The sequence below is a fragment of the Gemmatimonadota bacterium genome (assembly GCA_009838645.1).
In the GTDB taxonomy this organism is placed as follows: domain Bacteria; phylum JAAXHH01; class JAAXHH01; order JAAXHH01; family JAAXHH01; genus JAAXHH01.
On the sequence record VXRC01000045.1, the window covers coordinates 36884 to 62138 of the forward strand.

Consider the following 25255-nt stretch of genomic DNA (forward strand, 5'->3'; position numbering starts at 1 on the left):
GAGGAACCAATGACCACCCGGGAACCATCAAGCCTGGTCATGGGCAAGGACGAGTTGCTGATGGACGGGAAGTACCTGTCCACGCTCCGGGAAGCGAACGAACTGCTGGACGACGCGGAAGCACTGCGGGAACGAATGGCCGAGGACGGCTACCTGCTCATCCGCGGCCTTCACGATCCGGATAAGGTCGCCGAAGCCCGCAGGGTCGTGCTGGAGAATCTCCAGGCCAACGACCAGATCGATCCGGGCTATCCCCTCGACCTGGGAGTGGCTGCGCCGGGCAAGCGGGGCGCCTTCTTCGGCGGCGCCAAGCGGGTGACGCACACGGACGAGTTCCTCGCCGTGGTCAATTCCCCCGAAATCATGGGGTTCTTCGAGCGGTTCCTGGGCGGCCCCGTCCTCACCTTCGACTATAAATGGCTGCGGGCCGTGGGCCCGGGCGACAATACCGGGGCGCATTACGACATGGTCTACATGGGCCGGGGCACCCCGAACCTGTATACCGTGTGGACCCCCCTGGACGACGTGTCCTTCGACATGGGCCCCCTGGTCATCCTGGCCGGCTCCCACCAGTTCGAGGCCGTCAAGGAGACCTACGGCCAGATGGACGTGGACCGTGACCACGTGACGGGCCACTTCACCAACGAGCCCATCGAGATGGTCGACCAGTACGGGGGCCAGTGGCAGACGAGCGAATTCCGGATGGGGGACGTGATCGTCCTCGGCATGTACACCATGCACGGCTCCGTCAACAACACGTCGAACCGGTTCCGCATCAGCACCGATACCCGCTACCAGCTGGCCAGCGAGCCCGTCGACCACCGATGGGTCGGCGAAAACCCCGTCGCCCATTACGCGTGGACCGAAGGGAAGACCGTTTCCATGGAGGAGATGCGGCGGAAGTGGAAGGTCTAGCGCGGATCGATCGGTTGTTCCGTCCCACCCAACCAGCGGAAAGACGCCTTGCACCTTAAACGAACCCTTTTCGGCCCTCTTGCCGGCCTGGTCCTGCCGCTCGCAATATTCGCGGTCTCCGCGTGCCAGACGTCGGGCGTCCGCGAGCGCGTGGCATACCTGGCCGAACCCATCGGCGACGGCCAGGTGGCCGCCGTGGTCGACTCGGTGCGGATCCGGCAGACCATCACCGACCTGGTGTCCTTCGGCTCGCGGGTGGCTGGCTACCCGGGCGCCACCGAAGCGGCCCACTACCTGGTCGGCCGCATGCGGGAGATGGGGCTGGAGGACGTGGAGCTGGAGGAGTTCGTTGCCTCCGTCCCCCATGACGAGGGCGGCGAACTGGCCCTCCTCGACGACGCGGCCCTGGAATCCCGGACGATACCCATACACGCCGTGTGGCCCAATCTGGTCCGCACCTCTACGACGCCGCCAGGCGGGATCACCGGTAAGCTATACTACGTGGGCAACGGCGAATGGGAGGATTTCAACGACATCGATCCCACCGGCGCCGTCTTCCTGATGGATTTCAATTCCGGCGTCAACTGGCAGCGGGCCGCCCAGCTCGGCGCCGGCGCCGTGATCTTCGTGGAACCCGACAACACCACGCGGGTGGACGGCGAGGAGAAGTATCTCCAGGTCCCGGTGGACTTCCCCCGGTTCTGGATGGCGAAGGAACAGGCCCGGCCCCTCGTCGCATACCTTGAAGAAAACGGCCCCCTGACCGTCCGGGCAAAGGGCCGCATGACGTGGAAACGCCTTCCCGCTTACAACGTGCTGGGCAAGATCACGGGCACCCACCCGATGCTCAAGGACGAAGTCATCGTACTCGAGTCCTACTACGACTCCATGTCGCCCGTGCCGGCGGTGTCTCCGGGCGCGAACCAGGCCTCGGGCGCGGCCGCGCTCCTGGAGATCGCCCGGTACTTCGCCGCCCACCCGCCGGCCCGCACCGTGTATTTCCTGGCGACCTCGGGGCATTTCCTTTCCCTGAGCGGCGTGGACGACTTCACGAACCGCCATACGCGCAAGACGTCCTATTTCGCGGAGAAGCTCGACGAACCGATCGACATGAAGCTCTTCGCCGGCATCGATCTCTCCAGCGCCCGGGACCAGATCGGGGTCGCCTACGCAGGCATCCTCTTCGCCGGGAACTCCTTCGAGAAACAAAGGTTCTTCACGCCCTTCGGCCGTACCTTCATGGGGTACGCGGACGAAGTGATCCGGCGCGGCTTTTTCCCAAACGACGCGTTGATGAACGTCATCACGCCGTCCCAAGGCATCCTGAGCACGGAGTTCTTCCCCGCGGGCAACATCGCCCTCGACGCGGAACTGGTCTTCTGGACGGGGTTTCCCGCCCTTACCTTCGCCACCGTGTTCGACGTGCGGGAGTACGTGGACACCCCCCTCGACGAAATCGACCGGGTGAACATCCGCAACGTATACACTCAGACCTTGCTGCTTTCGGAACTGTTCGGCAGGGCCGTCAACGACGCCATGCTCTTTCCGGATTTCAAGATGCAACTCGAAGACCGGTTCGTGCGGGGCCGCATCCGGGTGGTCGAATTCGATCCCCGGGAAGACTACATCCCGAGCAAGCCCAAGCCGGGGGCCGTGGTCCGCTTCCGCCGCTACAACAAGACCATCAGCGGGGTGAAGAACGAGATCTTCGTCGTGGCCGACAGCACCGGCGTGGCCGAGAGCACCGCGCTGGAGGCGGGCCGGACCTACCCGACGGAAGGTTTCGTCATGGACCCCGAGACGGGGGAAATCATCTACGCGCCGGACCGGGGTCCCTACGGCGAAGGCGCCTACCCGCTCGAGATCACGATGGACTGGGTGGACAAGGAGAAACCCACGGTGGTCTTCCGGTCCGACGCGACCAACCTCTACGACCTGGTGGACCCCCGGTTCCTGACCCGGCTCAACGAGGCGGTGGTGCTGGACGAATCGGGCAATCCGCCCCTGGAATGGGGCATGACCTTCCAGGAAGCCGGCTGGACCACGGGTTTCTCCTACGAGGAGGACACGGCCGTCGTCTTCACGCCGCCCGATAGCCGGTTCAAGGTCACCATGTCCACCGGCCTGTTCGGCCGCCGCCTGATCCTGACCAATGCCGACGAAGCAAACCCGGAGGGGGTCGGCTTCGAGTCGGGGGTCGGCGCCATCCCGCTGACTTCCTACCAGGTGGCGCGCGACATGTGGCACCTGGACGAGGCGCGGATCGGCGCGCTCAGATCCGTCGGCGTGAACAACACCCGGCTGGACGATTTCCACCGCGAGTCGGGCCGCCTGCTGGACCTGGCCGAAGCGGCCCGGCAGGCCCTGCAGTGGGACCGGTTCATCAAGTACGCCCGGGCCGCGTGGGGATACGAGTCCAGGGCCTACCCCGACGCGACGGGAACCGCCAACGACGTCGTGGAGGGCGTGCTCTTCTACATGGTACTGGTGATCCCCTTCGCCTACGCCCTCGAGCGGCTGCTCTTCGGCTTCGCCAATATCTATAAGCGGATCGGCGCCACGGCCGGCATCTTCCTCGCGGCGTACGGGGTGCTGCGCTTCACCCACCCGGCCTTCCAGATCACCACGGCGCCCGACATCGTCCTCCTCGCCTTCATGACCTTCGTACTCGCCGCCGTGGTCATCTGGCTCATATCCCAGCGGTTCAGCCAGACCATGAGGGAGGTCCGGCAGCATGCCCACAGCGTCCAGACCACCGACGTGCGGCGCTCGAGCGCCCTGGGCACGGCCTTCGCCCTAGGCATCGGCAACATGCGCAAGCGCAAGGCCCGGACGCTTTTGACCTGCGCCACGCTGGTCCTGCTGGTCTTCACCGTGCTTTCCTTCACTTCCGTGCAGACCTTTCTCCGGATCCAGAAGGTGAGCACCGACACGGAGGCCGCCTACACGGGTTTCCTCGTACGGAACCCCAACTGGGCGCCGCTCCAGAAGCAGACGCACCAGTACGTGCGTTCCGAGTTCGGGTCGACCGAGGCCGAGGACCGGGGCATCACCATCGTGCCGAGGTCCTGGTACGCCGGCGCTTCGCCCGGGGTGAAAACCTACATCAAGGCGGAGCATGCCGGGGCCAATGGGGCCATCCATTCCACCTACGCCTCGGGCATCCTGGGCGTGATGCCGGACGAACGGATAGTCAGCGGGCTGGACCGGGCCCTGATATCGGGCCGGTGGTTCGAAGGCGACGAGCGCGACGTGTGCATCATTCCCACCGAAATGGCGCGGCTGCTGGGGATGGCGGAAGGGGCCGACGGCCCGGCAACGACGGACGGTAACGGCGGCCCGGTGAGGGCTGAAGGGTCCGGCGGCCCGCGGGAGATCCGCATTTTCGGCAAGCCCTTTACGGTCATCGGCATATTCGATTCAGCCGTGATGGACCAGATCACCGACCTGGACGGCGAACCGCTCACTCCCGTCGACTACACGGCGACCGGACGCGATCTGCTCACGGAAATCGCCCTGATGGACTACGAGGAAGAACCGGTGGAGATGGTCCGGTTCGAACACCTCCCCGCGGCGAACCTGATCCTCGCGCCGCAGGCCTATGTGAACGACCTGGGCGGAACCCTGAGGTCCGTGGCGGTCCGGTTCCCGACGGAGGATGCGGCCGAAGCCCGCCTTGACCGCTTCATGCAGCGCCTGGGGATCCCCGTGGTGGCCTCAGTCGGCGGCGAGGTCGCGGTGCACAGCGCCATGTCGCTGAGTTCCCTGTCCGGCCTGGGCAACCTGTTCATCCCCATGGTCGTCGCCGCCCTCATCATCCTGAACACCATGATGAACGCCGTCTACGAGCGCTTCAGCGAGATCGGGGTATACAGCGCCGTGGGCCTGGCGCCGGCCCATATCGGCGCGCTCTTCATGGCCGAGGCGGCCATGTACGCCGTCATAGGGGGCATGTCCGGCTACCTCATCGGCCAGACCGTGGCCCTGGGCATCACGGAATACCAGTTGCTCGCGGGACTCACGCTGAACTACTCGTCTCTCTCCGCCGTGGCCTCCACGGCCATGGTCATGGCAGTGGTCATGCTGTCGACGATCTATCCAGCGCGGCAGGCCTCCCAGATGGCCGTCCCGGACGTCAACCGGCAGTGGTCCTTCCCCGATCCCGAGGGAGACGACTGGCGTTTCGAGTTCCCCTTCACCATCAGCCGGAAGGAGACACTCGGCCTCTGCGCCTACCTGACGCGGTTCTTCGAGTCGTACGGCGAGAGCACCCTGGGCAGCTTCATGACGGACGAGGTGGCGCTGATTGGGACGAACGGATCTGCTCCGGCAGCAGGGCGATCGGGCGGCCGGACGGCCAGCGCCGGTCCGGGTGAGATGCGGGTGTCCGATGCCGGTCCGGACACGTCCACCTACGAAATCAGCATGAAGACCTGGCTGGCGCCTTACGACACGGGGGTCAGCCAACGCGTGTCCCTCCACGCGACCCCCGCCGAGGAAGAACACGATCTGTACGCGGTGTGGGTGCACATCTACCGTCTGAGCGGCGACGTGGATTCATGGCAACGGCTCAACCGGCGTTTCCTGAATGTGCTGCGCAAGCAGTTCCTGGTATGGCGCACCGTGGACCAGGAGGTCAAGACGGTCTACGCGGACGAGGGGCGAGAGATGATCGCGGCAACGACGGGAGAAGCTGTCGTGGGAGACGCGGGACAGGTATCATGAAAGGCGACGGCAACGGAAGCCCCGGTGGTCCTAGTAGTTCCGGAAATCCCGGAGGCACCGGAGGCCCCGCTGGCCCCGGAGGCCCCTGGCTCAGGACGCTCATGGACCAGAACGTACGGGTCATGACCCCGGGATCCGCCACGGAGGATCGCGTCACGGTCATCGAGGCCGTCGAACCGCCCCACAGCCCGCCGCCCGTATTCACCCGGCACGCCTTCATCGAGATGTTCCTGGTCGTCAAGGGCGCCTTGACCTTCCAGTTCCTCCACGAAAGCGCCTTCGTGCTCGAAGCCGGAGAGATGGTAACGGTTCCCGGATGGAAACCCCATTCGTTCTGGAACGACGGTGATGATCCCGCCCGAATCATGCTGATCTGCACGCCCGCGGGACTGGATCGGTTCTTCGAGGCTTCCGACCGGTTGTTGCGGCGCATTCCCGTCGATACGTCCGATCCTGAGGAGTTGAAAGGGGAGATGGCCTGCCTGCGGGAAGAGTTTGGGCTGGAACACGTGGCGCCGCCGCCGGGGTGACAGGGTCTGCGGTGCCAGGTGGGCGGTCCTACCAGACAGCCTTCTCGTAAAAACTGCGGAGCACGTTGTCCGAAGTCACCAGCGGGGAGTTGTGCAGAGAAGCCGTGGCTACGATCGTCCGGTCGACAGGATCCCGGTGATTCCAATCCAGTTGCAGATTCCTGATCCAGGTACTCAGATCCACGGGCAGTATTTCCACCCGACTGGTTTGCTCCAGGTTTTCCAGGTATTCCCCGCCGGAAAGTGGCAGTACAAGCCCGCCCCGCTCCACTTTGATCCCGATCTCCCAAATCGATATCGAACTGACGCCTACGCGGTCGGCCTGTGAGATGGCCTGTTCGGCGGTTTTGGACAGGCGGCCCGGATCCAGCGTCCAGAATATCAGTGAGGACGTATCCAGTACGACCATTACGCTTCATCCCATTCGTCGGTGGTGGGCGTGTTGATGTCCTCGTGGTAGACGACTTTCCCGCGTAGTTTCTCGAACACCCTGTCAACCGGTTGCTTTGTTCCAATGGGCCGAATGCGCAGCACCGGACGCCGGTAGTGCGTCACGATCAGCTCCTCACCCGATTCCTCGATTTCCCTGAAGACCTGGAGCATGTTGGCCTTGAGCTTGCTTTTTGAGATGGTCGGCATGTGGTCCTCGGGTGATATAAAATGACTATGGTCATGTCTATGGTCATATAGTAAGGTCTGTTTCGATATTCGTCAACCTTAATTAGAGGAGAATCTTAGGACTACACGTCCACGGGCCGCAGATCCAGGGCCAGATCGCGGAAGTCCTTCACCCGGTGGAGGGTGATCAGGTTGGTGTCGTGCTGGTTCTTGCCGCCCCGGGCGGTGCGGGCGACGACCAGGAGATCGTCTCCGGAGATAACCTGCGAGGCGTAGCTGAAGGACTCCACCATGCTCCTGCTCATGGCCACGCAGCCGGCCTGGAACCAGTTGAGCGCGTCCACGCTGTACATGAGCATCAGGATGCGCCGCTCGTTGCCCGGGGGACCGCTGAAACCGATGCGGCGAAGGGGTTCCCGGTCCTGCCACGGGTTGGTGGACAGGGTCACGGTCGTCCAGTACAGGCCATCTTTCTCGTCGTGGACGATCTGGAATTTGCACTGGGCGCCCGGCATGGGGTGGAACTGGACGAACCGGTAGTCCAGGGTCTCGCCGTCGTCCTCGACTCGGCCGATGGAGGCCAGGCTCGACGTCGTGTGGCCGTCGACGATCGTGCGCATGATCATCCGGATCTCGCCGTCCACCCGTACGATGTTGCCTTCCAGGAAGCTGTCGGCCGGCACCTTGTCCTCCCCGCTCTCCGGATACCTTCGTTGAGAAAGCACGTCCGGGATGCCCGGGAACCGGACGTGGTTGGATATGCGCCAGGCCGCCGGATCGAGCAGATCGCGCGACAGGTCGCCGGCCACCACCAGCGACTTCCAGTCGAAGCGGCTCGGCGCGTCGCAGGTCTCGAAGGCCCGGTAGGCGTAGCCGTTGTGGATTAGCACCGGCGTGGGCGCACAGTGGTGCCTGCCCTCGAAGAGCGTGACCGGTCCTTCCCAGGTGAGGCCACCGTCTCGGGATCGGCCGATGACGATATCCCGGCTCCTCCGCCGGTTGCCGATGAGGTAGGCATCGTCTTCGTAAGACCAGATGGTTGCCCAGATGAAGTCCAGGTTAGCCGCGAGGGTCCACGTGGCGCCGTCGTCGTCGCTGATCAGCACTTCGGTCTGATCCGGCACGCGTTCCTTGAGCGGGCTGGGGCGAAACCACTCGTAACTGGCGAGCAGGCGTCCCGAGCGCATCCGGGCGATCGAGGGCGAACCGGCGTACACGTTCTCCGGATCGGGCGATGAGGCCAAAACGAGGTAGTCGTCGGCGAGCTGTTGGTTCATTTTTCAAGAGCTCCGGGAGGATGAGATGGACAGTCGGTCTGTGGGATTGAATATCGATTTTACCGGGAAGGAATGGCCTTGTCAACATAGCCATTGATCTGAACATAGCCCTTGATCTGTTCCGCCCACCTTATGTATCATAGAACCGATCACCGAAATCCCCATCGCAATCTTTCTGAATAGTCCGAATTAAAGCAACTGAACCGGGTAAGCCGGGAGGATACGCACATGGCTGGTAGAACTCACCTGTCCCGCAGAGACGTGCTGATCAAGGGAGGAATCGCGACAGCCGGCATGACGCTGCTGCCTTCCCACGTGCTGGCCCAGTTGGACCAACTGGCGCGGGACGAAACGCCTGTAAACTGGATCGACGAATTCGGGCCGCCCCGAAGCCCCGATTTCGTGCTGCTGGACTGGAATGGCCTGGAGTCGTGGATTACACCCGTGGAACAGTTTTTCTCGGCCAGCCACTATCCTGAACCGACTGTCGACGGTGATACCTACAGTCTCGAAATCACGGGCGCGGTGAGACAGAGGCTCAACCTGAGCCTGGAGGAGATCAAATCCATGCCGCGCAGGGACCTCGACTTCACCCTCGAATGCTCGGGCAACCGGGGCGTTCCCGTCTTCCGAGGCGGGGTGTACAACGCCCGGTGGACCGGCACGCCGCTGGCGCCGATCCTGGAGCGGGCGGGGATGTGGGATAATGGCATGGAGGTGGTTTTCTTCGGGCATGACGAAGGGGAGGAGGTCATCACGCCCCGCCGCAGCGAGCCGCTGACCATGAAGCAGAACTTCGCCCGTTCGCTCACCATGGCGCAGGCCATGGACCCGGACATCCTGCTGTGCTACGAGGTGAACGGCCAGACGCTGCCGCCGAAGCACGGCTACCCCCTGCGCCTTATCGTACCCGGCTGGTACGGGATTACCCAGGTGAAGTGGCTGAAACGCATCGAAGTGCGCACCACCCGGTACATGGGCCGCTTCATCTCGCGGGATTACGTCACGATCCGCGAGGAGACTCACAACGGAGAGACCGTGTGGCGCCAGGAGTCCGTGGGCAGAGGCCGCATCAACTCCGTCACGGCGCGGGTCACCCGGGTTGGTCCCCTGCACCGGATCTACGGCGCGGTCTGGGGCGAACCGCTCAGGGCGGTGCAGGTGCGCATCGACGACGGTCCGTGGCAGACGGCGGAGATCATCGAGGGAGAGGACGCCGAGTACGCCTGGAAGTTCTGGCGCCTGGACTGGGACCGCCCATCTCCCGGCGAGCATACGATCACGTCGCGGGGCGTAACGACGGCCGGCACGGTGCAGCCGGCGCCGGACGACCCCTACCTGGCCGGCAAGAAGACCTACTGGGAGAGCAACGGACAGGTAACCCGTACGATACGGACCTTCGAAAGCTAGGGAACCGTTTCCCGATCCATGATCATCGATTCCCACGCGTACTGCTTTCCGCCGGGTGACGCGAAAGCCGGGTATGGCGATGCCCGGGACCACCTACAGTGGATGCAGGCCGAACACGCGGTCCATCACCAGCCGGCCTGGCGGGTCCGGGACCGGGTCCCCGCTTCGTCGGAGGCGATCGCGCCGGCGGCGCCCGGCGACTGGTCCACGCTCCCCGACGTGGATTTCCGCGTCGATCGTACCCACGGCCGCGTGGTGTGGACGATCGACGGCGAAGACTACACCAAGCAGTTCTACCCGCCCCACCTGCGCAATCTCGAATACACGCCTGGCGACCTGATCGCCGAGATGGACTACGCGGGCGTGGACGCCGCCCTGCTTCATACCAATCCCATGCTGTGCCGCGACAGCGCCTTTCAGGCCGCGTGTGTCGAAGCCGCCCCGGACCGCCTGTACTCCATGGCACCCGTGGACGAGTGGCGCATCGCCGCGAAAACGGACCGGGTGATCGAAGAGATCGAACGGGCCGTGCGGGATCACGGGCTGCACGCCGTCAAGTTCAATGCCTCGCTGGCCTACCGCGGGAGCGGGAAGCCGTGGAGCCACGGCGCCTACCAGCCGTTCTGGGACGCCGTGACCGCGTTGAACGTCCCGGTTTTCTTCACCCTCGGTGCCGGACCCGTCCTCGGCTACCATGCCGACCTCACGCAGGGGTACTTAGGCGAACTCGCCGTGCTCATGGACTGGATGGACCGGTACCCGGACACGGTCTGCAGCATCACTCACGGTTTCCCCTGGCGCATGTTCATAGACGGCGACCGCCTGGTTCTGCCGGACGGCCTGTGGAGACCCTTCGAAAACCCCAACCTCAGCCTGGAAGTTTGCTTTCCCGTGCGGATCGGCGATCTGTTCGACTATCCCTATCGCGAGGTCTGGGCCGCGCTGGAGGAGATGGTCGGCCGGATCGGGTCGGACCGGTTGCTGTGGGGCACGGACATGCCCTTCCAGAACCGGTTCTGCACTTACCGCCAGTCCCGGGACTGGATCGAGAAGTACGCGGATTTCCTAAGCGAGGCGGACCTGACCGCGATCATGGGCGGTACCGCCGCGCGCATACTGGGCATCGCCAGCACCCGCAAGTTTACATAACACGGAGGATTCCATGCACGTCGGCACCCAGCAGTTCAGCACGGCGGACGAAGACCTCGAGTATCTCGCCCGTCACGGCGTTTTCAACAAGAACGAGAACAACATCACCTTTCACCGCGAATACGGTTGGGACGTGGAGGAACTGGCGGCGAAGAAGGAGAAGTGCGCCCGGTTCGGGATCGACATGGAGATGGTGGCGCTTCCCATCGCCCAGTTCAACGTGGACGGCGGCCAGGTGCCCAACTACATGCTGGGCAACTACGAAGAGGGCGACAAGGAAATCGAGCTGGTCTGCAACATGGTGCGCCAGGCCGCGGAAGCGGGTATCCCCGCGATCAAATACTACCTGTGCGAGATGGAGAACCAGCGCACCGAGAGCGATCCGCCCGGCCGCGGGGGGTCGATCTACAGCACCTGGCACCTGGAGAAGGCGAAGGACCGGCCGGCCAGGTACGACGAGCCCGTGACCGCCGAGATGAACTGGGCCCGCATCACCTACTTCCTGGAGCGGGTGATCCCCGTGGCGACGGAGTGCAAGGTCCGCATGGCCTGCCATCCCTGCGACCCGTGGCTGCCGCCCGGGTACCGGTGCGTGGACCGTGTGCTGGGTGGCTTCGATGGTTTCATGCAGTTCATCGAGATCTGCCCCAGCCCCTATCACGGCGTCAACCTCTGCCTGGGCTGCATGGCGGAGAGTTCTCTCGATCCCCTCAACGAGGTGCCGGACATCATCCGTTACCTCGGATCGCGCAAGAAGATCTTCCTCTGCCACTTCCGCAACATCGTGGGCGGGCGCAACAAGTTCCAGGAGGTCTGGCCGGACGAAGGCGTGATGAACATGCACCGCAACATGCAGGCGCTCAAGGAGGTCGGCTACGATCACATGTGCGTGCCGGACCACGCGCCGGGACACAAGGATCCGGACAGCTACCGGCAGGCCTTCGCCTACGAGTTCGGCTACATCCGGGCCATGATCCAGGCCGTGATGGACAAGGGGTAGGGCCACCCGGTTCTTCAGAATATACTCAACCATCTAATCGGTATTTGACCGGCAATAGCTTGTCGAAATACGTTGCCACGTATGTTTTAATTTCAAACAATATATCGAATATTATTGACAATCATGTTCGATTTTTGTATATGTTCTATTACGTATCGCCAACCGATCCACCACTGCGAGGGAGGTGAGTAATGGATCTCAGAGAGCTCGGACAAAGACTGCGTTATGCGCGGGAGTTCAGGGGGCTCAGTCAACAGGCGACAGCGAAAGCCATTGGTGTGACAAGAACGGCAATTACTCAGATGGAGTCCGGTAACCGGTCAGTTTCGACACTGGAACTGTCAAAACTCGCTGAGTGTTTTAGACGACCGATAAGCTACTTTTTTCAGGAGACTACCGAGGAAGAAGATATACTAATCTCGCTATACCGAATTGCACCTAATTTGAAAAGCAATCGTGCAATTCGAAATCGAGTTGGTCAGTGCCTAGACCTCTTTCGAGAAGGCTTGGCCATGAAAAAGATCCTCGGTATAGAATCCCGTGCAGGTCTACCCGTGTATGATATTCAACCCCCTCGAACCAGAGGCGATGCTATTACCCAGGGCAATAAGGCTGCTACAGAAGAGAGGCGTCGGTTAGGCATAGGTGAGTCTCCGATTCACAATATCACGGAGCTAATTGTGTCGCAGGGAATCTGGGCTTCCGATGCAAAACTGCCACAAGAGATGTCGGGACTTTTTGTTAATCATAGCTCATTTGGATTGGCGATTGTCGTTAACTCAGATCATTCGCGAGGTCGGAAACAGTTTTCCTATGCACATGAATATGCCCATGCACTTATGGACAGGGATGGGAATCTAGCGGTCTCCAGTAGAGAAAACTCGTCCGAACTGGTGGAAGTACGAGCAAACGCATTTGCCGCGTCTTTTTTAATGCCTGCAGGAGGCGTATACGAAGAACTAAAGGACTTGGATACGGATTTCCCTTACCAAAGGGTTCATACCGTATACGATGCTGCCCGTGGAGAGCCATTAGAAGGAGTCATACGTACGTCACCAAGTTCGCGTGGCGTGACCTATAAAGACGTGGCGAAAATAGCACATCGTTTTGGGGTTAGTTATCAGGCAGCACTATATCGAATGAAAAGTCTAAGGATAGTATCTGACCAGGAAATGGACCGTCAGATGGCATTAGAAGATCTAGGTAAGGAGTTTCTCAATGAGTTAAGCGATTCCGAAAGTGTAGAAAGAAGGGATTTGAAAAAACCATCTGATCGAGAACTGCGCTTTGAAGTGGCTGGTCTTGCAATTGAGGCCTTCCGAAGAGATTGTATCTCCCAAGGCCGACTTCTAGAACTAAGTAAGTTGCTAAAAATAGATGGTCAGCAATTTATCGACTTTGCATTGAAGGCGCGTGGGAATTGAAAATGTGTATGGTGAAAAACAAGCCCAAGATCGTAATGGATTCAACAGTGATAGTCAGTCTATTACGTACAGATCGCTTAGCAATATTCAGCCGATTTGCCCACGGTCGTCTGCTGATAACAAACCATGTATTAGTGGAGATAACAAACTGTTTCCCCGATCAATTGAAGTCATTTGAGTATCTGGTTGATCGCGGGATTTTAAAGCAGATCTCTGTCAGTAACAAGGACGAACTGTTGGTGTTCCGTGATCTATGTAAACTAAACACGTTGGGTATTGGTGAATGCGCTGCCATTGCGGTTGCTGTAACAGGAAATCGAATCTTGGCGATAGATGGTAGATGTGCCTCAAGTCAAGCCAGAAGGATGCAACCAGATCTTCGCATTTTAAGCACCAAGAATCTAATGGATACTTTGCTTAAGAATAACGTGATGGATGAAAACAGACTCAAGACAGCATTAAATGCACCATTTAATACGAGTTCCGACCGACCCCCAAACACAGGCGTCGTGGAGTCTTCTTAGATTGTCAACTGTTTACCTTTTGAAGTCAGTCTGATTAGAAACCATTGACTCGGTAGATGACAAATTATGCCCGATAGCAAAAAGTTTTACGTTCTTGCTTTGGATGGTGGCGGTACAAGAGGGGTATATTCCGCGCAACTTCTTTCCAAGCTTGAAACGACATTGGGACGTAGTATCAGAGACTGTTTCCATCTTATAGCTGGATCAAGCACCGGTTCAATTGTAGCGGGTGCGGCTGCAACAGGTATAAAGATGGAAAAAACCGTTGGTTTTTTTGAGAAATCGGCCAAAAGGGTATTCAAGAAACGTTTTTATCGATGTGGATTAACAAAAAGTAAGTACCGAAATGAGCAACTTAGGGAAGTTATTACAGATTCACTTCCTTCAATAACTCTTGGCGAAATTGAAACACCGCTGATGATAACTGGTTCCGATACGAGTACCGGCAAAGCGAGGGTATTCAAGTCAAGATACTTAAAGCAACTTGGAGAACCTTACGTAATGGATGGGAACTTGCTATTGAGCAAAGTGATTCTAGCTTCGTGTTCCGCACCAACATTTTTCGATCCAACAGATATCGATGGTCATCTAGTTGTCGATGGCGGTCTCTGGGCTAACAATCCTTCGATCATATCGCTTTCCGAAGCTATTTCGAAATTCAACAGGGAGGTAAAAGATGTCAAAATCCTATCCATAGGGACAGGACAGAAAACCGAAAGCATATACGCTAGACAGAAGCACTGGGGATTACTTACAGGATGGGGTGGGGTCAAACTCGTTACGTATTTCCTTGACCTGCAGTCTCAAGCTTCCAAGAACATGGCCGAGTTAGTCCTTGGTAACAACTATCTTCGTCTTAACCCATCGATAGGAGACTGGAACCTGGACGATACAGAGCACTTGGAAAACCTACGGTCTCTTGCTGACATGGATTACTCGTACAATGTAGATGCAATAAAAGCTTTTACAATTCCCGATGGAGGTTAAAAATGAAACATCCTCAATACTTTGTTGATTTCCTAAAAAATGAAGTCAACCTGAATCCGGATAGGCTTGAAACACTCAAAAGTAGGTCTAGTGCAGTAGGTAAATACCTGCGCGACAACCTGGGTTTATATCGAAAGACGGAACGACAGGGATCGTATGCTACTGAAACGATAATTAAACCAGTTAACAATCATGAATATGACGCAGACTTGCTTCTTTACATGAAGTATGATGCGGACAAAGTACCTCGGGAATACATAGAGGATGTTTACAGTTGCCTGAAGAAGAATAAAACCTACAAGGATAAGATCCACAGAAAGACCCACTGCGTTATAATTGACTATACAGGGGATTTCCATCTGGATCTCGTCCCTTGTATTGAAAGCAACGGTAGCTCATATGTGTGTAACAGACAGACTAACAAGTACGAACTCACAGATGGGACTGGTTATAGGGACTGGTTCATTGGTAAATCCAGAAAGACAAATGGTCACTTAAAACGAGTGGTAAGATTGCTGAAGTACCTAAGGGACATTAAGCAGACCTTTTCAATACCCTCGATTGTATTGACGACTCTTGTCGCAAGGGAAGTACTAGAGTGGGGTGACGAGAACCGCTATAGTGATATTCCAGAAACATTGAAAACAATATCTAATAGGATCAACGGTTTTCTACAAGCCAACCACTACTTACCTTCAATCGCTAATCCCGTCATTCCATCAGAAAACCTCGCCACAAACTGGAGCCAAGATCAGTATACGAACTTCAGAAGCAAATTCGATCTATACAATAGTAAAATCAATGATGCTTACGCTGAAAATGACCACAACGAAAGTGTTAAAAAATGGCGAAGTGTTTTCGGTGAGAAATTCGGTAAGCTTAATGGTACAAACACGTACAGGAGTGCATTGGGTACTACAGGAATTACCTCATCCGTGACCCCTAGGAAGCAGCACGCTGGTTTGCACGAGATTGCCAGAGAATTCCCACTTAATGATAACCAGATACAGAGATTATTGGACCAGTTTCCACGTTTACGTTATGAACCAGAACCAAAAAGGATCGTCGGTGGAATTGACTTCTGCGCCTATTACGACACAAAGTCGGGGAAACTTGAAATTGGCGACTTAGAAGATGCACGAACACATCCTCTGTTTATTTGCGATAGTTATGAAATCAAAATATGCTTGAATTCTGTGGATCTAAATGGCTGGCCAGCTGTTTATGAATCTGGTGGCAGACATTACGAGATTGCTACCCGGTACAGAATACCTGAAGTTGATCTACATTTCTATCCGAATAGTGGTGCCTGCTGTCTTGGAATAAGAAGATCACGTCCAAGTACACGATTTGATGTCATACAGTTTGTAGCTGACCTGGTTATCCCGTTTCTATACCGACTTTCTTATGTAGATAAGTTCGGGTTGGAAGCTGCACGTAGGGATCTTTGGGGTGAGTATTCCCATTCGGATGGTATACAGGAGTATATAACAGAAATGTTAGTATACGCTGGTAAAAACCCAGGACGGAATACCAGTTGTCCGTGCGGAAGTGGAAAGAAATACAAAAACTGCCATATGAATGAGGTAGAGCATACATTGAATGCAGTAAATAGCCTGTGATATTTCTGAGAAATAAGGCTAAGATACTTCCGGAGTATTAAAAGTGATCTCAAAACGCATACTACCCGGCGAGCGCCTCGACGACGCCCAAATGGACGTGATTCTCGAGGACTTTTGCAGGAATGGTGTCACCCTCATTCCCGGGGTGCTGACGAGGGAAGAAATCGACGCACTCCGCGAGGTCACGGACCGTTGCTTCAACGATCCCGTCCTGGCCGGCACCGATTACTTGAGCGGCCAGGGAGACGGATTCGTGCTGCGGAACACGCTGGAGCTGGACGCGGTGTTCGTGGACATGCTGATCCGTGAACCCATCCTGAGCCTGGCCGAGGCGGTCGTGGGGGAGGACTGCAAGTTCTGCGGTCAGAACGTGATCCGCAACGCGCCGGGACAGGCGATCGATCTGTGGCACGTGGACGACCGGGTGGAGTTCCCGCTGCCGGACGACGTGCCCCGCCACGACCCACGCATCCGCATGCCCGTGCAGTGGTTCACCATCCAGATGGCGCTCACCGACATCGACACGGTCGAGGACGGCCCGACGCAGTTCGTCCCGGGCAGCCACTATTCCGGCAGGGACCCCAACAGCCAGGAAAACCCCGAGTTCGATGGACGAGGGCCGGTATCGGTCTTCTGCAAGGCAGGAGACGTCTACCTGCAGAACAACCAGTGCTGGCACCGGGGTGCGCCGGTTACGTCGAACCGGATGCGCTACGTCTTCCAGTCCCAGTATGCCGCCCGCTGGGCCCACCGGCGATTTTCCGAATACCACCACGTTCCCGTACCGCCCACGGTGCTGTCCCGGGCGTCCGACCGGTTGCGCGGCGTGCTGGGCGTGTGACGTAACGGACTCCGGCCTAGCCCCGGCATCGACCGGGTGTGCTTGGTGGATTAGTGCACGATGGTCTCGAACTGCGCGGGCAGCGCCACCTCGAGGAGTTCGAGGTCGGTCGAACGGTCTGTGAGCGACGTCTTCGTGTGCGGAGGAATGACGTAGGCGTCCCCTGCCTCGAGCCTGTGGGCAACCTGGTTTTCCCCGTTCAGCGTCACCTCCCCTTCCATGACGAAGGTGAAGAGGATATCGCCCGTGTGGCTAGTGACCTGTTCGCCGCCACCAGAGGAGCGGCCGTCCGGGCCGCCATCCGTGCCACTTCCACTCGCGTCGCTTCCACTCGCGTCGCCGCCGGCCGCACCGCTGTCCGCGCCATCCGTCGCCCGGGCGACCTGCACCGAGGCCACGCCGTCCGTCGCCTTTCCGATGCCCGTTTCCCTCGCTTCGAACCCAGCAATTCTCCACGGTTCCCACACCGCGTCCTTGAGCTGGTGGCGGCAGAAGGTCTGACCGCCGAAGACGCGGTCGGGATTCAGCACCTGGGTCGGCAGCTCGACCTCGTGGTCGATAGTGGTCACGTGGTCAGCCGGGACGCCGATCTCGATCACCTGGAGGTTCTCGGACGATTCGAGCACACGGTGCCGTATTTCCGGGGGCTGGATCACGCAGTCCCCGGCCTTCAGCATGAAGGGCGGCCCCTGGTCCTCGTAGACGAGCTTCACCTCGCCCCGGTAGGCGAAGATCAACTGGAATCCCACGGTGTGGTAGTGCACGACGTCGGGTACGGGTCCGGCGTCGGGTATCCGGATGTGGGAGGCGATGATGCTCCCACCCAGGCGGCCTGGTACCAGGTCGCGGTAGTGCATGCCCGCTCGGCCGATCACCCAGGGCGTGTTGTCCTTGAGCCTCCGCACGAGGAAGGCGTGCTGTGTCGGCGGGATCTCGAGCGGCGGATCGGCCTGTACGATCTCGATTCGGGTGCCGTTCGGCGCGGTGAGTTCGGTCTCGCCGCCAGCGAGGGCCGCCGGATCGCGGCACAAGATCCGCAGCGTGCCCGGTGGTTCGGAGGCATCCTGCTCCAGCCGGATGGTGAGTCCGTGGCCGGAGAGGACGGAGACCGTCGGGTAGTCGGCTGGGTAGATCTTGTCCATGCGGAACCCGAGGGTCTTCATGAAGAACCCCAGGTCCGCGGTCAGGTCCTCGGACGGCAGCCGGATCTCGGCGCCCTGGATATTGTCCGCGCGGTTGGATTGTTTGTCGTCATGTAACTGCATCGGCCTGCTCCTTCAACCTTTGAATCGATACTTCTCCACGACGTCCATGTTCAGCTCCGTTCCCAGCCCGGGTTTCTCGGGAAGCCGGAAGTAGCCGCTTTCCACGACCGGCGGATCGGTCAGCAGGTCGTCGCGCCAGGGGGCGTCCCACTTTTCGTCCACGAACTCGAGCACCAGGGCGTTCGGGATGTTGGCCATGACGTGGAGGCTCGCAGTCGTCGACAATGCGCTGTTCGGATTGTGGGGCGAGACCTGCATATAGTAGCTTTCGGCCATGGCGGCGATCTTCTTGGTCTCCATGATGCCGCCCGTGCGCACCACGTCCGGCATGATCATGTCGACGGCCTGGGCGGCGATCAGGTCCCGGAAGCCGAAGCGCGTGTACCGGCGCTCGCCCACGCACACCGGCACGTTGACCGACGCCGTCACCCGGGCCAAGGCGTCGATGTTCTCCGGGTGGACGGGCTCCTCGTAGAACAGCAGGCCGATTTCCTCCAGCCGGTTGCCGATGCGGATCGCGGCGCTCGTGGTGTACCGGCATCCCACGTCGGTGCAGAGGTCCACCTCGTCGCCCACGGCCTCGCGGCACCGGCGCATGTGTTCCAGTGCGAGCTTTTCTTCGCGAAGCGTGACGGAACGCGGTGAATCGATACGCTCCCCGTTGGCCAACTGGTCGGCGGGGAAGTACGCCTTGATGGCGGTAACGCCCTTCTCGGCCAGCGCCGCGCATTCCTCCGGGTTGGACGCATGGCTGTAGAACCGGATGCGGTCGCGGCACGGTCCGCCGATGAGGTTGTAGATGGGCTGCCCGGTGACCTTGCCCACGATGTCCCACAGGGCGATCTCGATGCCGCTGACGGCCGCGATGACCGCGCCGGTCTGCCCGATCTGCTCCAGGGCGTAGTACATGCGATGGTACAGGTACTCGATGTGGAAGGGATTTTCGCCGATGATGAGCTTGCCCAGTTCCTCCACGGATTGGGCGATGATCGTACCGCCCGGCCAGTTCGTGGCGTCCCCCAGGCCCACGACGCCCTCGTCGGTATGGACCTGGACGAAGATCCATGGCGATCCGATGTCCCGGGTTTTGCGCCAGGACTCTACCAGATGAACTTTCACATCGGTGATTTTCACAGACTTCCTCCGGGCGTCATCCAGGCTGCGCGCGGTTCGAGCCGCCGCCCTCAGTCCCGCCGCAGGTGGCTGAACTCCGGTTTGGGACCGCCCTCTTCCCGGTCCCACTGCCACAGTTCCGTGTAGGGAGACTGGGCCTGGAAACCAAAGATGACCGGTCCGTCCTCGCCCGCCCGTTCGAGCACGTCGGGCTTCACCACGCGGGCCATCTCGTATTCGCACTTGGTCCAGCGGCGCCGCCAGGGGCTGAGCACCGCGTAACGCGGCTCGTCCGTCTGGTTCTTCGTCGTGCCGTGCCAGGTGTTCACGTCGAAAAGCACCAGCGATCCTTCCGGGGCCACGGCGGTCCGGGCATTGTCGTAGGCCGAGTCGGGCACGTCCAGGTACTCGTAGCGGTGGCTGCCGGGAACGAACTCGGTGGCGCCGTTGAGTTCAGTGAAGGGACTCAGGCAGAAGATCACGTTGAGCGCGATCGAATGGCTGGTGATCCGCCGGCCTTCGTCGGCTTCGGGCATGGAAGCCTCGCGGTTGTGGCCGGTAATGCCGCTGTCGGAATGCAGGCCGTGACCGCCCTCTCCGGGCATCACGACCGACCCGTACACGGCGCTCAGGAGCGCGTCGGAACCCAGGAAGTGGCGGACCAGCCGCAACAGGTCGGGCAGCTGGTAGAACCGCTCGAAGACCCGTGCCTTGTTGAACAGCCACTCGAAACTGCCCCGTTCCTTGTCGGGGTAACGGGCCTTCAGTTCCCTGCGCGCTTCGGCGCACTCGTCCGCGGTCAACTGGTCCGTCAGGATGGTGTAGCCCTCGACCTTCAGGTCCAGCACATGGCTTTCAAATTCCGCCTCTGTCATGCCATGGTCCCTCTTACCTTGTAAATGTCAGAGTCTAACGTCCTGCCAGATCGTCGCCCAGGTCGGTCGCGTCCACCTTGCCCTTCTCCAGGCTCACGCCGACAACGAATAGTTCGAGGTCTTCGCCGGTATGGTTGTAGATGCCGTGGGCTCCGCCCATGCGATTCGGGATAGCGTCCCCGCGGACGACCTCCTCCGTCTCGTCATTCACCGTCATCCGGCCCCGGCCGTTCATTATCATATAGGCCTCATCGACGATCTCGTGCCGGTGGTAACCTACGGAAGTGCCTGGCGGCAGCAGTATGTGGCAGAGATACTCGAAATTCGTCTGGAAATCCCGGCTGCCCCATACCTCCCGAAAAAACACTTCGCCCTTGCCGCCGTGGTGCCGTCGAGGTTTCAGCAGGGCGCGGTCGAAACACCCCACGGGCAGGCGATCCGTGGATTCCAGCTCGACCCCGATGCGCGGGTCGTCGAAATCCTCGTGCTTCGGTTTGCGGACCGTATCCACGCAGTGAAAATTGAAGAACCAGGTATCCCGGTCCGTGTGGTTGTAGATGCCGTGGGACTCGCCCGAGCGCAGGGGCACCGCGGCGCCGCCGACGACTTCGGCCGTGCGGCCGTTGTGGGTGAATTGCGCGGCGTTGTCGATGGTAACGAAAATTTCTTCCGCGTAGGTGTGGCTGTGCTGACCTATGCCGCTGCCAGGCGGGAAAATCACCGAGTGGATGAACGTCCACGGCGATTCGAAGTCACGTTCGCTGAAGCCGGGGTTGAAGTAGCTTGCCGCGGCGCCGCCGTGGCTAACGCCCAGGTGCATCTCTTCACGCCTGGTATGGGTAATCCGCATGCTGGCCGCTCCGGACTCCCGGCGATATCCTCATCCGGGGGTGTGAGCCTGCAGGAACTTCAAGGGGCATCAACCTCAAAGGGCATCAACCTCAAAGGACCACTTCCTCGACAGGCTGCGTGCCGGTCTCGTAGGCGGGCCGCCACCGGTCGTGGGCCATGGACTCTTCCTCGCTCAGCCCGCACAGCCAGTTCCAGGTGTGGATGCGGCGCCTCAGGTCCCGGTAGGATTCCACCCCGCTCGTGTAAGGCGCGGCCGGGCGATCCCGGTACGCGGGGATTTCTTCCGAATCGATCAGCCAGTCGCGCCGTCGCGGTTCCGAATTGCGGAAGTAGGAGAACTTGATCATGCTGCGGGGCTTGTGATTGAGTTTGGGACCGGCCCGGTGCCAGATGCCGTACCGGGTAATGGCCACGGTGCCGGCCTTCACGACGAGCGAAAGTTGCCCCATAAGATCGCCATAGTGGGCCAATGCGTCGCGATTGACCGCCCGGCAGTGGGAGCCGGGCAGGATCATGGTCGGCCCGTCCTCGATATTCACGTCCTGCGGATAGTAGTAGCACTGGAGTTCGTTGATCTCGTAGCCGAGTCCTGATATGCCGTCCGAATGCCAGTCCTGTCCCGAGACCGGCTGGTCTATGAGATGGTGATGTCCCCCCGTCGGCATAAGGAAGTTGGGACCAAGGAGCGAACGAATTACGCCCGCCAACCGGGGATGGAGCAGCACTTCGCGGATGAAATCGGGTGAACCGACCGTTTCCTTCGCGGGGCCTTGTTGCAAGTTGCGGCACCGCTCGTTGTAATCGGGATCCACCATCTCGTCGAGCACGACATAGCCCTTTGCCACGAAATCCATCACGTCGTCATCGGTCATCGTCGGTTTGATCTCCGCCATCGGTAAGCCTCCTCAGTTCCACTTCTCGAGTATGAAATCGAAACCTACGTAGTCGTTTTCGAGGTCCTTGTATTCGTAGAGCTTATTGATGGGGTACTGCACCACGCGCCATCCGTCGGCGACCGCTTCCAGGACGGATTCGTATGGCGGCTCGTCGCCCGGCAACTTGAGCTCGGGCCCCTCGCCCGGGACGAATACCGCCCAGCCGACGATCCCGGACCGCATGTTGATCGACCGGGCCGTCAGGTACATGATCCTGAGCGGCCGCTGGTTTTCTATCAGCCCTTCAAGTTGTTCCAGGTCCCCGTAATCCAGCCCCTTCTCTTCCAATTTCTTACGACTTTCGGCAATCCATTGCCTGATTTCCGATTGCATGTCATATGCCTTTATGTATCAGCGTGATGTCCGATATCTACAAGTGTATATGTAAGGGGAATCCGGTGTGGCTGTCCCGGATTGTAAAGGCGAAACAGGCACCATGTCAAGCATGATTGAAGATTCCCGTCACCGGCATCCGCAATCCGCGACGGGCTTGACAGCAACACCCCGACCCCGTAAGTTCCCAAGAATCTGAAAACCGTTTTCCAGGATAGCCAAATGTCCACTTCACAGCCCCTGAACGCCCAGCAGATCGCCTACTTCAAGCTGAACGGCTACCTGGTGCTGAAGAACGTCTTCGACGAGCAGACCCTGGAGGCATGGCGGCGGCAGATCTGGCGGGCGCTCGATGGCTGCCTGGAGGACCCCGCGACCTGGCCCCGGGAGACAAGCGGTCTCGACGGATACGAATACGATCCGCCCGAGTCGGCCCTCGTGCACCATCCCTGCATGATGTCGATCATCGACCAGCTCAGCGGGGGACACTTCGTCGCGGGCGATGGCATACCGATCATACGCTGGCCCGAACCGGAGCGGACGTTCGAAATCCCCAAAACAGGCCATATCGACGCCTACGGCGGTCGCTGGCTGCCCTTCATGATCGGCGCGACGACTTATCTATACGACGTGGAACCCGGCGGCGGCGCCCTCATCTACTGGCCGGGAAGCCACCACGCCGCCCACAGGTACTTCCTGGAGCATCCCTCGCATGTGGACGGGAGTTTCCTGGAGATCGAGGGATTCTCCTGGGATGTGTTCTGCGACAACCCGGCCACCGGCGGCCGGGAATTCACCGCGAAGGCCGGCGACGTGGTGCTCTGGCACTCCTACCTGACGCACAATGGATCGGAGAACACCAGCCATTCGCCGCGTTTCGCCCTGTTCGCCCGCTGGAACCACGAGAAACACCTGGACCAGGCCTTCCGGTACGAGATTCCCGAAGACCTGTGGAAGTACTGGGCGGTGTGAGCCGGCGACAAACGTGGTGTTGCAGTTAGCCAGTAACTAAAAAGCGGATATTGCAAATGGATCTACGCAAACTAATCTTGGAAGACGTGAGATGTTTCGGCGGACGTCAAGAATTCGACATCCGGCCAATTACGTTTTTAGTTGGTGAGAATAGCACTGGTAAGTCCACTGCGCTTGGCTGTTTTCAAATTATCCATGATTTCATTTTTAGTAATGAAATTGGATTGAATTTCAACGTGGAACCATATTCGATGGGTTCGTTTACGGACATCGTTAGGAGGTCTAGACCCGGTAAGACTCATTTTCGGATCGGCGTCGGATTTCAATCAGAATCATCACAAAGCGATCTGGAGTACATGCTGGTACTTTCAGCTAAAAACCGTGGATCCGAGCCAACCATACAAGAGCAGAACGTCCGTATGTCGAAAGGTGAGGTTACGTTTATCGAAAGATCAGCTGGAGATGGTGTAGATGGCATGCAATCAGAGTACTTAAAAGGATTTGAAATAACTGATCCTCCATCTAAGGAAGGTTTTCAGAAAACTACTGTTGTATCTGGAAGGTACCACTTGGACAAAACAGTCTTGGATTTACTGTTACCGATCAATAGATACCGACATTTGACGGCCAAGTGGCGTCCAGAGTCCATGCACGTCTTGGTTAATCTCGGCGAAAAACCTCCCGGACCCTTCGGCGGAGATTGGAATAAGTTGTTTGGGAAAGATCACTTGCTTCCATCTGAAGCATATAGTTTTGCTCCGATAAGAACTAATCCATTACGTACCTACGATCCATTAAGGGAAGATATGGATCCTGCCGGCAGCGACATCCCCATGGTTATCAGGAACATGTTTATAACCGAAAGAGACAGATGGGAAAAACTCAAAGGAAACCTTGTCGCATTCGGCAAATCATCAGGATTGTTTTCTGATGTCAATGTGAGAGTACTTGGCAATTCCTCAGGTGACCCGTTTCAAATACAGATTAAGGTAAATGGCCCCAAAGTGAATATGAAAGATGTAGGACATGGAGTGAGCCAGATTCTTCCAATACTTGTACGTATACTCGACAGTCCTCGGAACATGGTTTTCCTGATGCAGCAACCTGAGGTCCATCTGCATCCTAAGGCACAGTCAGAGTTGTCGTCTATTCTCGTTGAAGCAGTAAAGCAAAAGAAACATAGATTCGTCATAGAAACACATAGCGATCACCTGGTAAATCGGGCGCGAATCGAAATCATGAAAGGAACAATCGATCCACAGGATGTTTCGCTGATATACCTTGAACCTGTTGGTAACCGGGTCAGTGTCCATAACATTCAGTTTGATAAACTGGCGAATCTGTTGAATGTTCCTCAAGGATATAGGGATTTTTTCATCGATGAATCGGATAAGCTACTCGGTTTATCCAAGTGAAAGTGGAGACATGTGTCTTATCTTGGATGCAAATAAGTTTAGTGATTACTTGAACCCCGAAGATGAAAACATGGAACCAGTTAGAAGGTGGATGAAATCCAAAGGTAAATTGGTTTACTCTCCAACAGAGAAACTAAAGCAGGAGTTAGACAGGCATAAAAAGATGAGACTGCAGATTGACGAATACCGCAAAAACGGTAGTCTTAAACAATATCCTGCACAAGAAGTTGAAAGGGTTAAAGACAGGTTACCCTCATTACAGTCAGATGATCCTGATATTATCGCTTTAGCACAAGTAGCAGAAGTTGGCCTGTTGGTTTCAGGTGATACTGACTTGCATGCGGATTTCAAAGCAGTAATTGGAGGGAGTGTGTATCAGACGAGAAAACACAGCCGCTTGTTGAGAAGAGATACCTGTCCTTGATCCCCATTGCTGCCACCACTTCTATTTCATCAAAACACTCACTTCCCCC

At 58.4% G+C, this 25255-nt stretch carries 23 protein-coding genes; 14 read left to right on the plus strand and 9 right to left on the minus strand.

Annotation, left to right across the window (positions count from 1 at the left end):
- Positions 1-9: 9 nt before the first annotated feature.
- Genes F4Y38_12605 through F4Y38_12615 form a run of 3 tightly spaced genes read left to right on the plus strand, consistent with a single transcriptional unit; the run spans position 10 to position 6170 of the window.
- The gene (locus F4Y38_12605) at positions 10-915 is read left to right on the plus strand and encodes a phytanoyl-CoA dioxygenase family protein (GenBank protein ID MXY50121.1); all 906 of its coding nucleotides are present in this window, start codon (positions 10-12) and stop codon (positions 913-915) included.
- A gap of 48 nt (positions 916-963) precedes the next feature.
- Positions 964-5640: an FtsX-like permease family protein gene (locus F4Y38_12610; GenBank protein ID MXY50122.1), complete on the plus strand. Its 4677-nt coding sequence runs from the start codon at positions 964-966 to the stop codon at positions 5638-5640.
- Positions 5637-6170 (plus strand): cupin domain-containing protein, encoded by a 534-nt coding sequence (locus F4Y38_12615; GenBank protein MXY50123.1) that lies wholly within the window; start codon positions 5637-5639, stop codon positions 6168-6170. The genes F4Y38_12610 and F4Y38_12615 overlap by 4 nt, the downstream gene beginning before the upstream one ends.
- 28 nt (positions 6171-6198) lie before the next feature.
- On the opposite strand, the gene F4Y38_12620 is transcribed toward F4Y38_12615, so the two are convergent.
- The 3 genes from F4Y38_12620 to F4Y38_12630 form a co-directional block, all read right to left on the minus strand.
- A complete protein-coding gene (locus F4Y38_12620; GenBank protein ID MXY50124.1) occupies positions 6199-6579 on the minus strand; it encodes a type II toxin-antitoxin system VapC family toxin in 381 nt (126 codons plus the stop codon).
- Positions 6579-6809 carry a prevent-host-death protein gene (locus F4Y38_12625; protein MXY50125.1) on the minus strand — a complete coding sequence of 77 codons (231 nt, stop codon included), beginning with the start codon at positions 6807-6809 and terminating at the stop codon, positions 6579-6581. The genes F4Y38_12620 and F4Y38_12625 overlap by 1 nt, the downstream gene beginning before the upstream one ends.
- 101 nt (positions 6810-6910) lie before the next feature.
- The gene (locus F4Y38_12630) at positions 6911-8065 is read right to left on the minus strand and encodes an exo-alpha-sialidase (protein MXY50126.1); all 1155 of its coding nucleotides are present in this window, start codon (positions 8063-8065) and stop codon (positions 6911-6913) included.
- Positions 8066-8293: 228 nt separating this feature from the next.
- Here F4Y38_12630 and F4Y38_12635 point away from each other — a divergent pair, with 228 nt between their 5' ends.
- The 8 genes from F4Y38_12635 (at position 8294) to F4Y38_12670 (ending at position 17022) form a co-directional block, all read left to right on the plus strand.
- Positions 8294-9475, plus strand: a complete 1182-nt coding sequence (locus tag F4Y38_12635; GenBank protein MXY50127.1) for a molybdopterin-dependent oxidoreductase — start codon at positions 8294-8296, stop codon at positions 9473-9475.
- Positions 9476-9493: 18 nt separating this feature from the next.
- The gene (locus F4Y38_12640; protein ID MXY50128.1) at positions 9494-10624 is read left to right on the plus strand and encodes an amidohydrolase; all 1131 of its coding nucleotides are present in this window, start codon (positions 9494-9496) and stop codon (positions 10622-10624) included.
- A gap of 13 nt (positions 10625-10637) precedes the next feature.
- Positions 10638-11624, plus strand: a complete 987-nt coding sequence (locus F4Y38_12645) for a mannonate dehydratase (GenBank protein MXY50129.1) — start codon at positions 10638-10640, stop codon at positions 11622-11624.
- 191 nt (positions 11625-11815) lie between these two features.
- Entirely contained in the window at positions 11816-13048 is a 1233-nt protein-coding gene (locus tag F4Y38_12650) for an ImmA/IrrE family metallo-endopeptidase (GenBank protein ID MXY50130.1), read from the plus strand.
- A gap of 8 nt (positions 13049-13056) precedes the next feature.
- Positions 13057-13572 carry a hypothetical protein gene (locus F4Y38_12655; protein ID MXY50131.1) on the plus strand — a complete coding sequence of 172 codons (516 nt, stop codon included), beginning with the start codon at positions 13057-13059 and terminating at the stop codon, positions 13570-13572.
- A 66-nt stretch (positions 13573-13638) separates the two neighbouring features.
- Positions 13639-14559: a patatin-like phospholipase family protein gene (locus F4Y38_12660; protein ID MXY50132.1), complete on the plus strand. Its 921-nt coding sequence runs from the start codon at positions 13639-13641 to the stop codon at positions 14557-14559.
- Positions 14560-14561: 2 nt separating this feature from the next.
- Positions 14562-16181, plus strand: a complete 1620-nt coding sequence (locus tag F4Y38_12665; protein MXY50133.1) for a hypothetical protein — start codon at positions 14562-14564, stop codon at positions 16179-16181.
- Positions 16182-16224: 43 nt separating this feature from the next.
- Positions 16225-17022: a phytanoyl-CoA dioxygenase family protein gene (locus tag F4Y38_12670; protein ID MXY50134.1), complete on the plus strand. Its 798-nt coding sequence runs from the start codon at positions 16225-16227 to the stop codon at positions 17020-17022.
- 50 nt (positions 17023-17072) lie between these two features.
- Here F4Y38_12670 and F4Y38_12675 read toward each other — a convergent pair whose 3' ends face one another.
- The 6 genes from F4Y38_12675 to F4Y38_12700 all read right to left on the minus strand — a co-directional run bounded on the left by F4Y38_12675 (position 17073) and on the right by F4Y38_12700 (position 22395).
- A complete protein-coding gene (locus tag F4Y38_12675) occupies positions 17073-18287 on the minus strand; it encodes a cupin domain-containing protein (protein ID MXY50135.1) in 1215 nt (404 codons plus the stop codon).
- A 12-nt stretch (positions 18288-18299) separates the two neighbouring features.
- Positions 18300-19421, minus strand: coding sequence for a mandelate racemase/muconate lactonizing enzyme family protein (locus tag F4Y38_12680; GenBank protein ID MXY50136.1), 1122 nt, complete (start codon positions 19419-19421; stop codon positions 18300-18302).
- Positions 19422-19471: 50 nt separating this feature from the next.
- Positions 19472-20275 carry a phytanoyl-CoA dioxygenase family protein gene (locus F4Y38_12685; protein ID MXY50137.1) on the minus strand — a complete coding sequence of 268 codons (804 nt, stop codon included), beginning with the start codon at positions 20273-20275 and terminating at the stop codon, positions 19472-19474.
- Positions 20276-20309: 34 nt separating this feature from the next.
- Positions 20310-21125, minus strand: coding sequence for a cupin domain-containing protein (locus F4Y38_12690; GenBank protein MXY50138.1), 816 nt, complete (start codon positions 21123-21125; stop codon positions 20310-20312).
- Positions 21126-21216: 91 nt separating this feature from the next.
- Positions 21217-22020 (minus strand): phytanoyl-CoA dioxygenase family protein, encoded by an 804-nt coding sequence (locus F4Y38_12695; protein ID MXY50139.1) that lies wholly within the window; start codon positions 22018-22020, stop codon positions 21217-21219.
- Positions 22021-22032: 12 nt separating this feature from the next.
- On the minus strand, positions 22033-22395 hold the full coding sequence (locus F4Y38_12700) for a hypothetical protein (GenBank protein ID MXY50140.1): 363 nt from the start codon (positions 22393-22395) through the stop codon (positions 22033-22035).
- A gap of 222 nt (positions 22396-22617) precedes the next feature.
- Here F4Y38_12700 and F4Y38_12705 point away from each other — a divergent pair, with 222 nt between their 5' ends.
- Genes F4Y38_12705 through F4Y38_12715 form a run of 3 tightly spaced genes read left to right on the plus strand, consistent with a single transcriptional unit; the run spans position 22618 to position 25206 of the window.
- Positions 22618-23367 (plus strand): phytanoyl-CoA dioxygenase family protein, encoded by a 750-nt coding sequence (locus F4Y38_12705; protein ID MXY50141.1) that lies wholly within the window; start codon positions 22618-22620, stop codon positions 23365-23367.
- A 56-nt stretch (positions 23368-23423) separates the two neighbouring features.
- Entirely contained in the window at positions 23424-24782 is a 1359-nt protein-coding gene (locus tag F4Y38_12710; GenBank protein ID MXY50142.1) for an AAA family ATPase, read from the plus strand.
- 22 nt (positions 24783-24804) lie between these two features.
- Positions 24805-25206, plus strand: a complete 402-nt coding sequence (locus F4Y38_12715; GenBank protein MXY50143.1) for a hypothetical protein — start codon at positions 24805-24807, stop codon at positions 25204-25206.
- Positions 25207-25255: the final 49 nt, after the last annotated feature.

Bases quoted from the DNA above. Each gene is read 5' to 3' on its own strand.
- F4Y38_12605 (MXY50121.1), top strand. From the start codon at position 10: ATGACCACCCGGGAACCATCAAGCCTGGTCATGGGCAAGGACGAGTTG.
- F4Y38_12675 (MXY50135.1), bottom strand. From the start codon at position 18,287: ATGCAGTTACATGACGACAAACAATCCAACCGCGCGGACAATATCCAG.
- F4Y38_12630 (MXY50126.1), bottom strand. From the start codon at position 8,065: ATGAACCAACAGCTCGCCGACGACTACCTCGTTTTGGCCTCATCGCCC.
- F4Y38_12660 (MXY50132.1), top strand. From the start codon at position 13,639: ATGCCCGATAGCAAAAAGTTTTACGTTCTTGCTTTGGATGGTGGCGGT.
- F4Y38_12695 (MXY50139.1), bottom strand. From the start codon at position 22,020: ATGGCGGAGATCAAACCGACGATGACCGATGACGACGTGATGGATTTC.
- F4Y38_12650 (MXY50130.1), top strand. From the start codon at position 11,816: ATGGATCTCAGAGAGCTCGGACAAAGACTGCGTTATGCGCGGGAGTTC.
- F4Y38_12620 (MXY50124.1), bottom strand. From the start codon at position 6,579: ATGGTCGTACTGGATACGTCCTCACTGATATTCTGGACGCTGGATCCG.
- F4Y38_12710 (MXY50142.1), top strand. From the start codon at position 23,424: ATGGATCTACGCAAACTAATCTTGGAAGACGTGAGATGTTTCGGCGGA.
- F4Y38_12635 (MXY50127.1), top strand. From the start codon at position 8,294: ATGGCTGGTAGAACTCACCTGTCCCGCAGAGACGTGCTGATCAAGGGA.
- F4Y38_12625 (MXY50125.1), bottom strand. From the start codon at position 6,809: ATGCCGACCATCTCAAAAAGCAAGCTCAAGGCCAACATGCTCCAGGTC.
- F4Y38_12640 (MXY50128.1), top strand. From the start codon at position 9,494: ATGATCATCGATTCCCACGCGTACTGCTTTCCGCCGGGTGACGCGAAA.
- F4Y38_12615 (MXY50123.1), top strand. From the start codon at position 5,637: ATGAAAGGCGACGGCAACGGAAGCCCCGGTGGTCCTAGTAGTTCCGGA.
- F4Y38_12700 (MXY50140.1), bottom strand. From the start codon at position 22,395: ATGCAATCGGAAATCAGGCAATGGATTGCCGAAAGTCGTAAGAAATTG.
- F4Y38_12705 (MXY50141.1), top strand. From the start codon at position 22,618: ATGTCCACTTCACAGCCCCTGAACGCCCAGCAGATCGCCTACTTCAAG.
- F4Y38_12685 (MXY50137.1), bottom strand. From the start codon at position 20,275: ATGACAGAGGCGGAATTTGAAAGCCATGTGCTGGACCTGAAGGTCGAG.
- F4Y38_12665 (MXY50133.1), top strand. From the start codon at position 14,562: ATGAAACATCCTCAATACTTTGTTGATTTCCTAAAAAATGAAGTCAAC.
- F4Y38_12645 (MXY50129.1), top strand. From the start codon at position 10,638: ATGCACGTCGGCACCCAGCAGTTCAGCACGGCGGACGAAGACCTCGAG.
- F4Y38_12690 (MXY50138.1), bottom strand. From the start codon at position 21,125: ATGCGGATTACCCATACCAGGCGTGAAGAGATGCACCTGGGCGTTAGC.
- F4Y38_12655 (MXY50131.1), top strand. From the start codon at position 13,057: ATGGTGAAAAACAAGCCCAAGATCGTAATGGATTCAACAGTGATAGTC.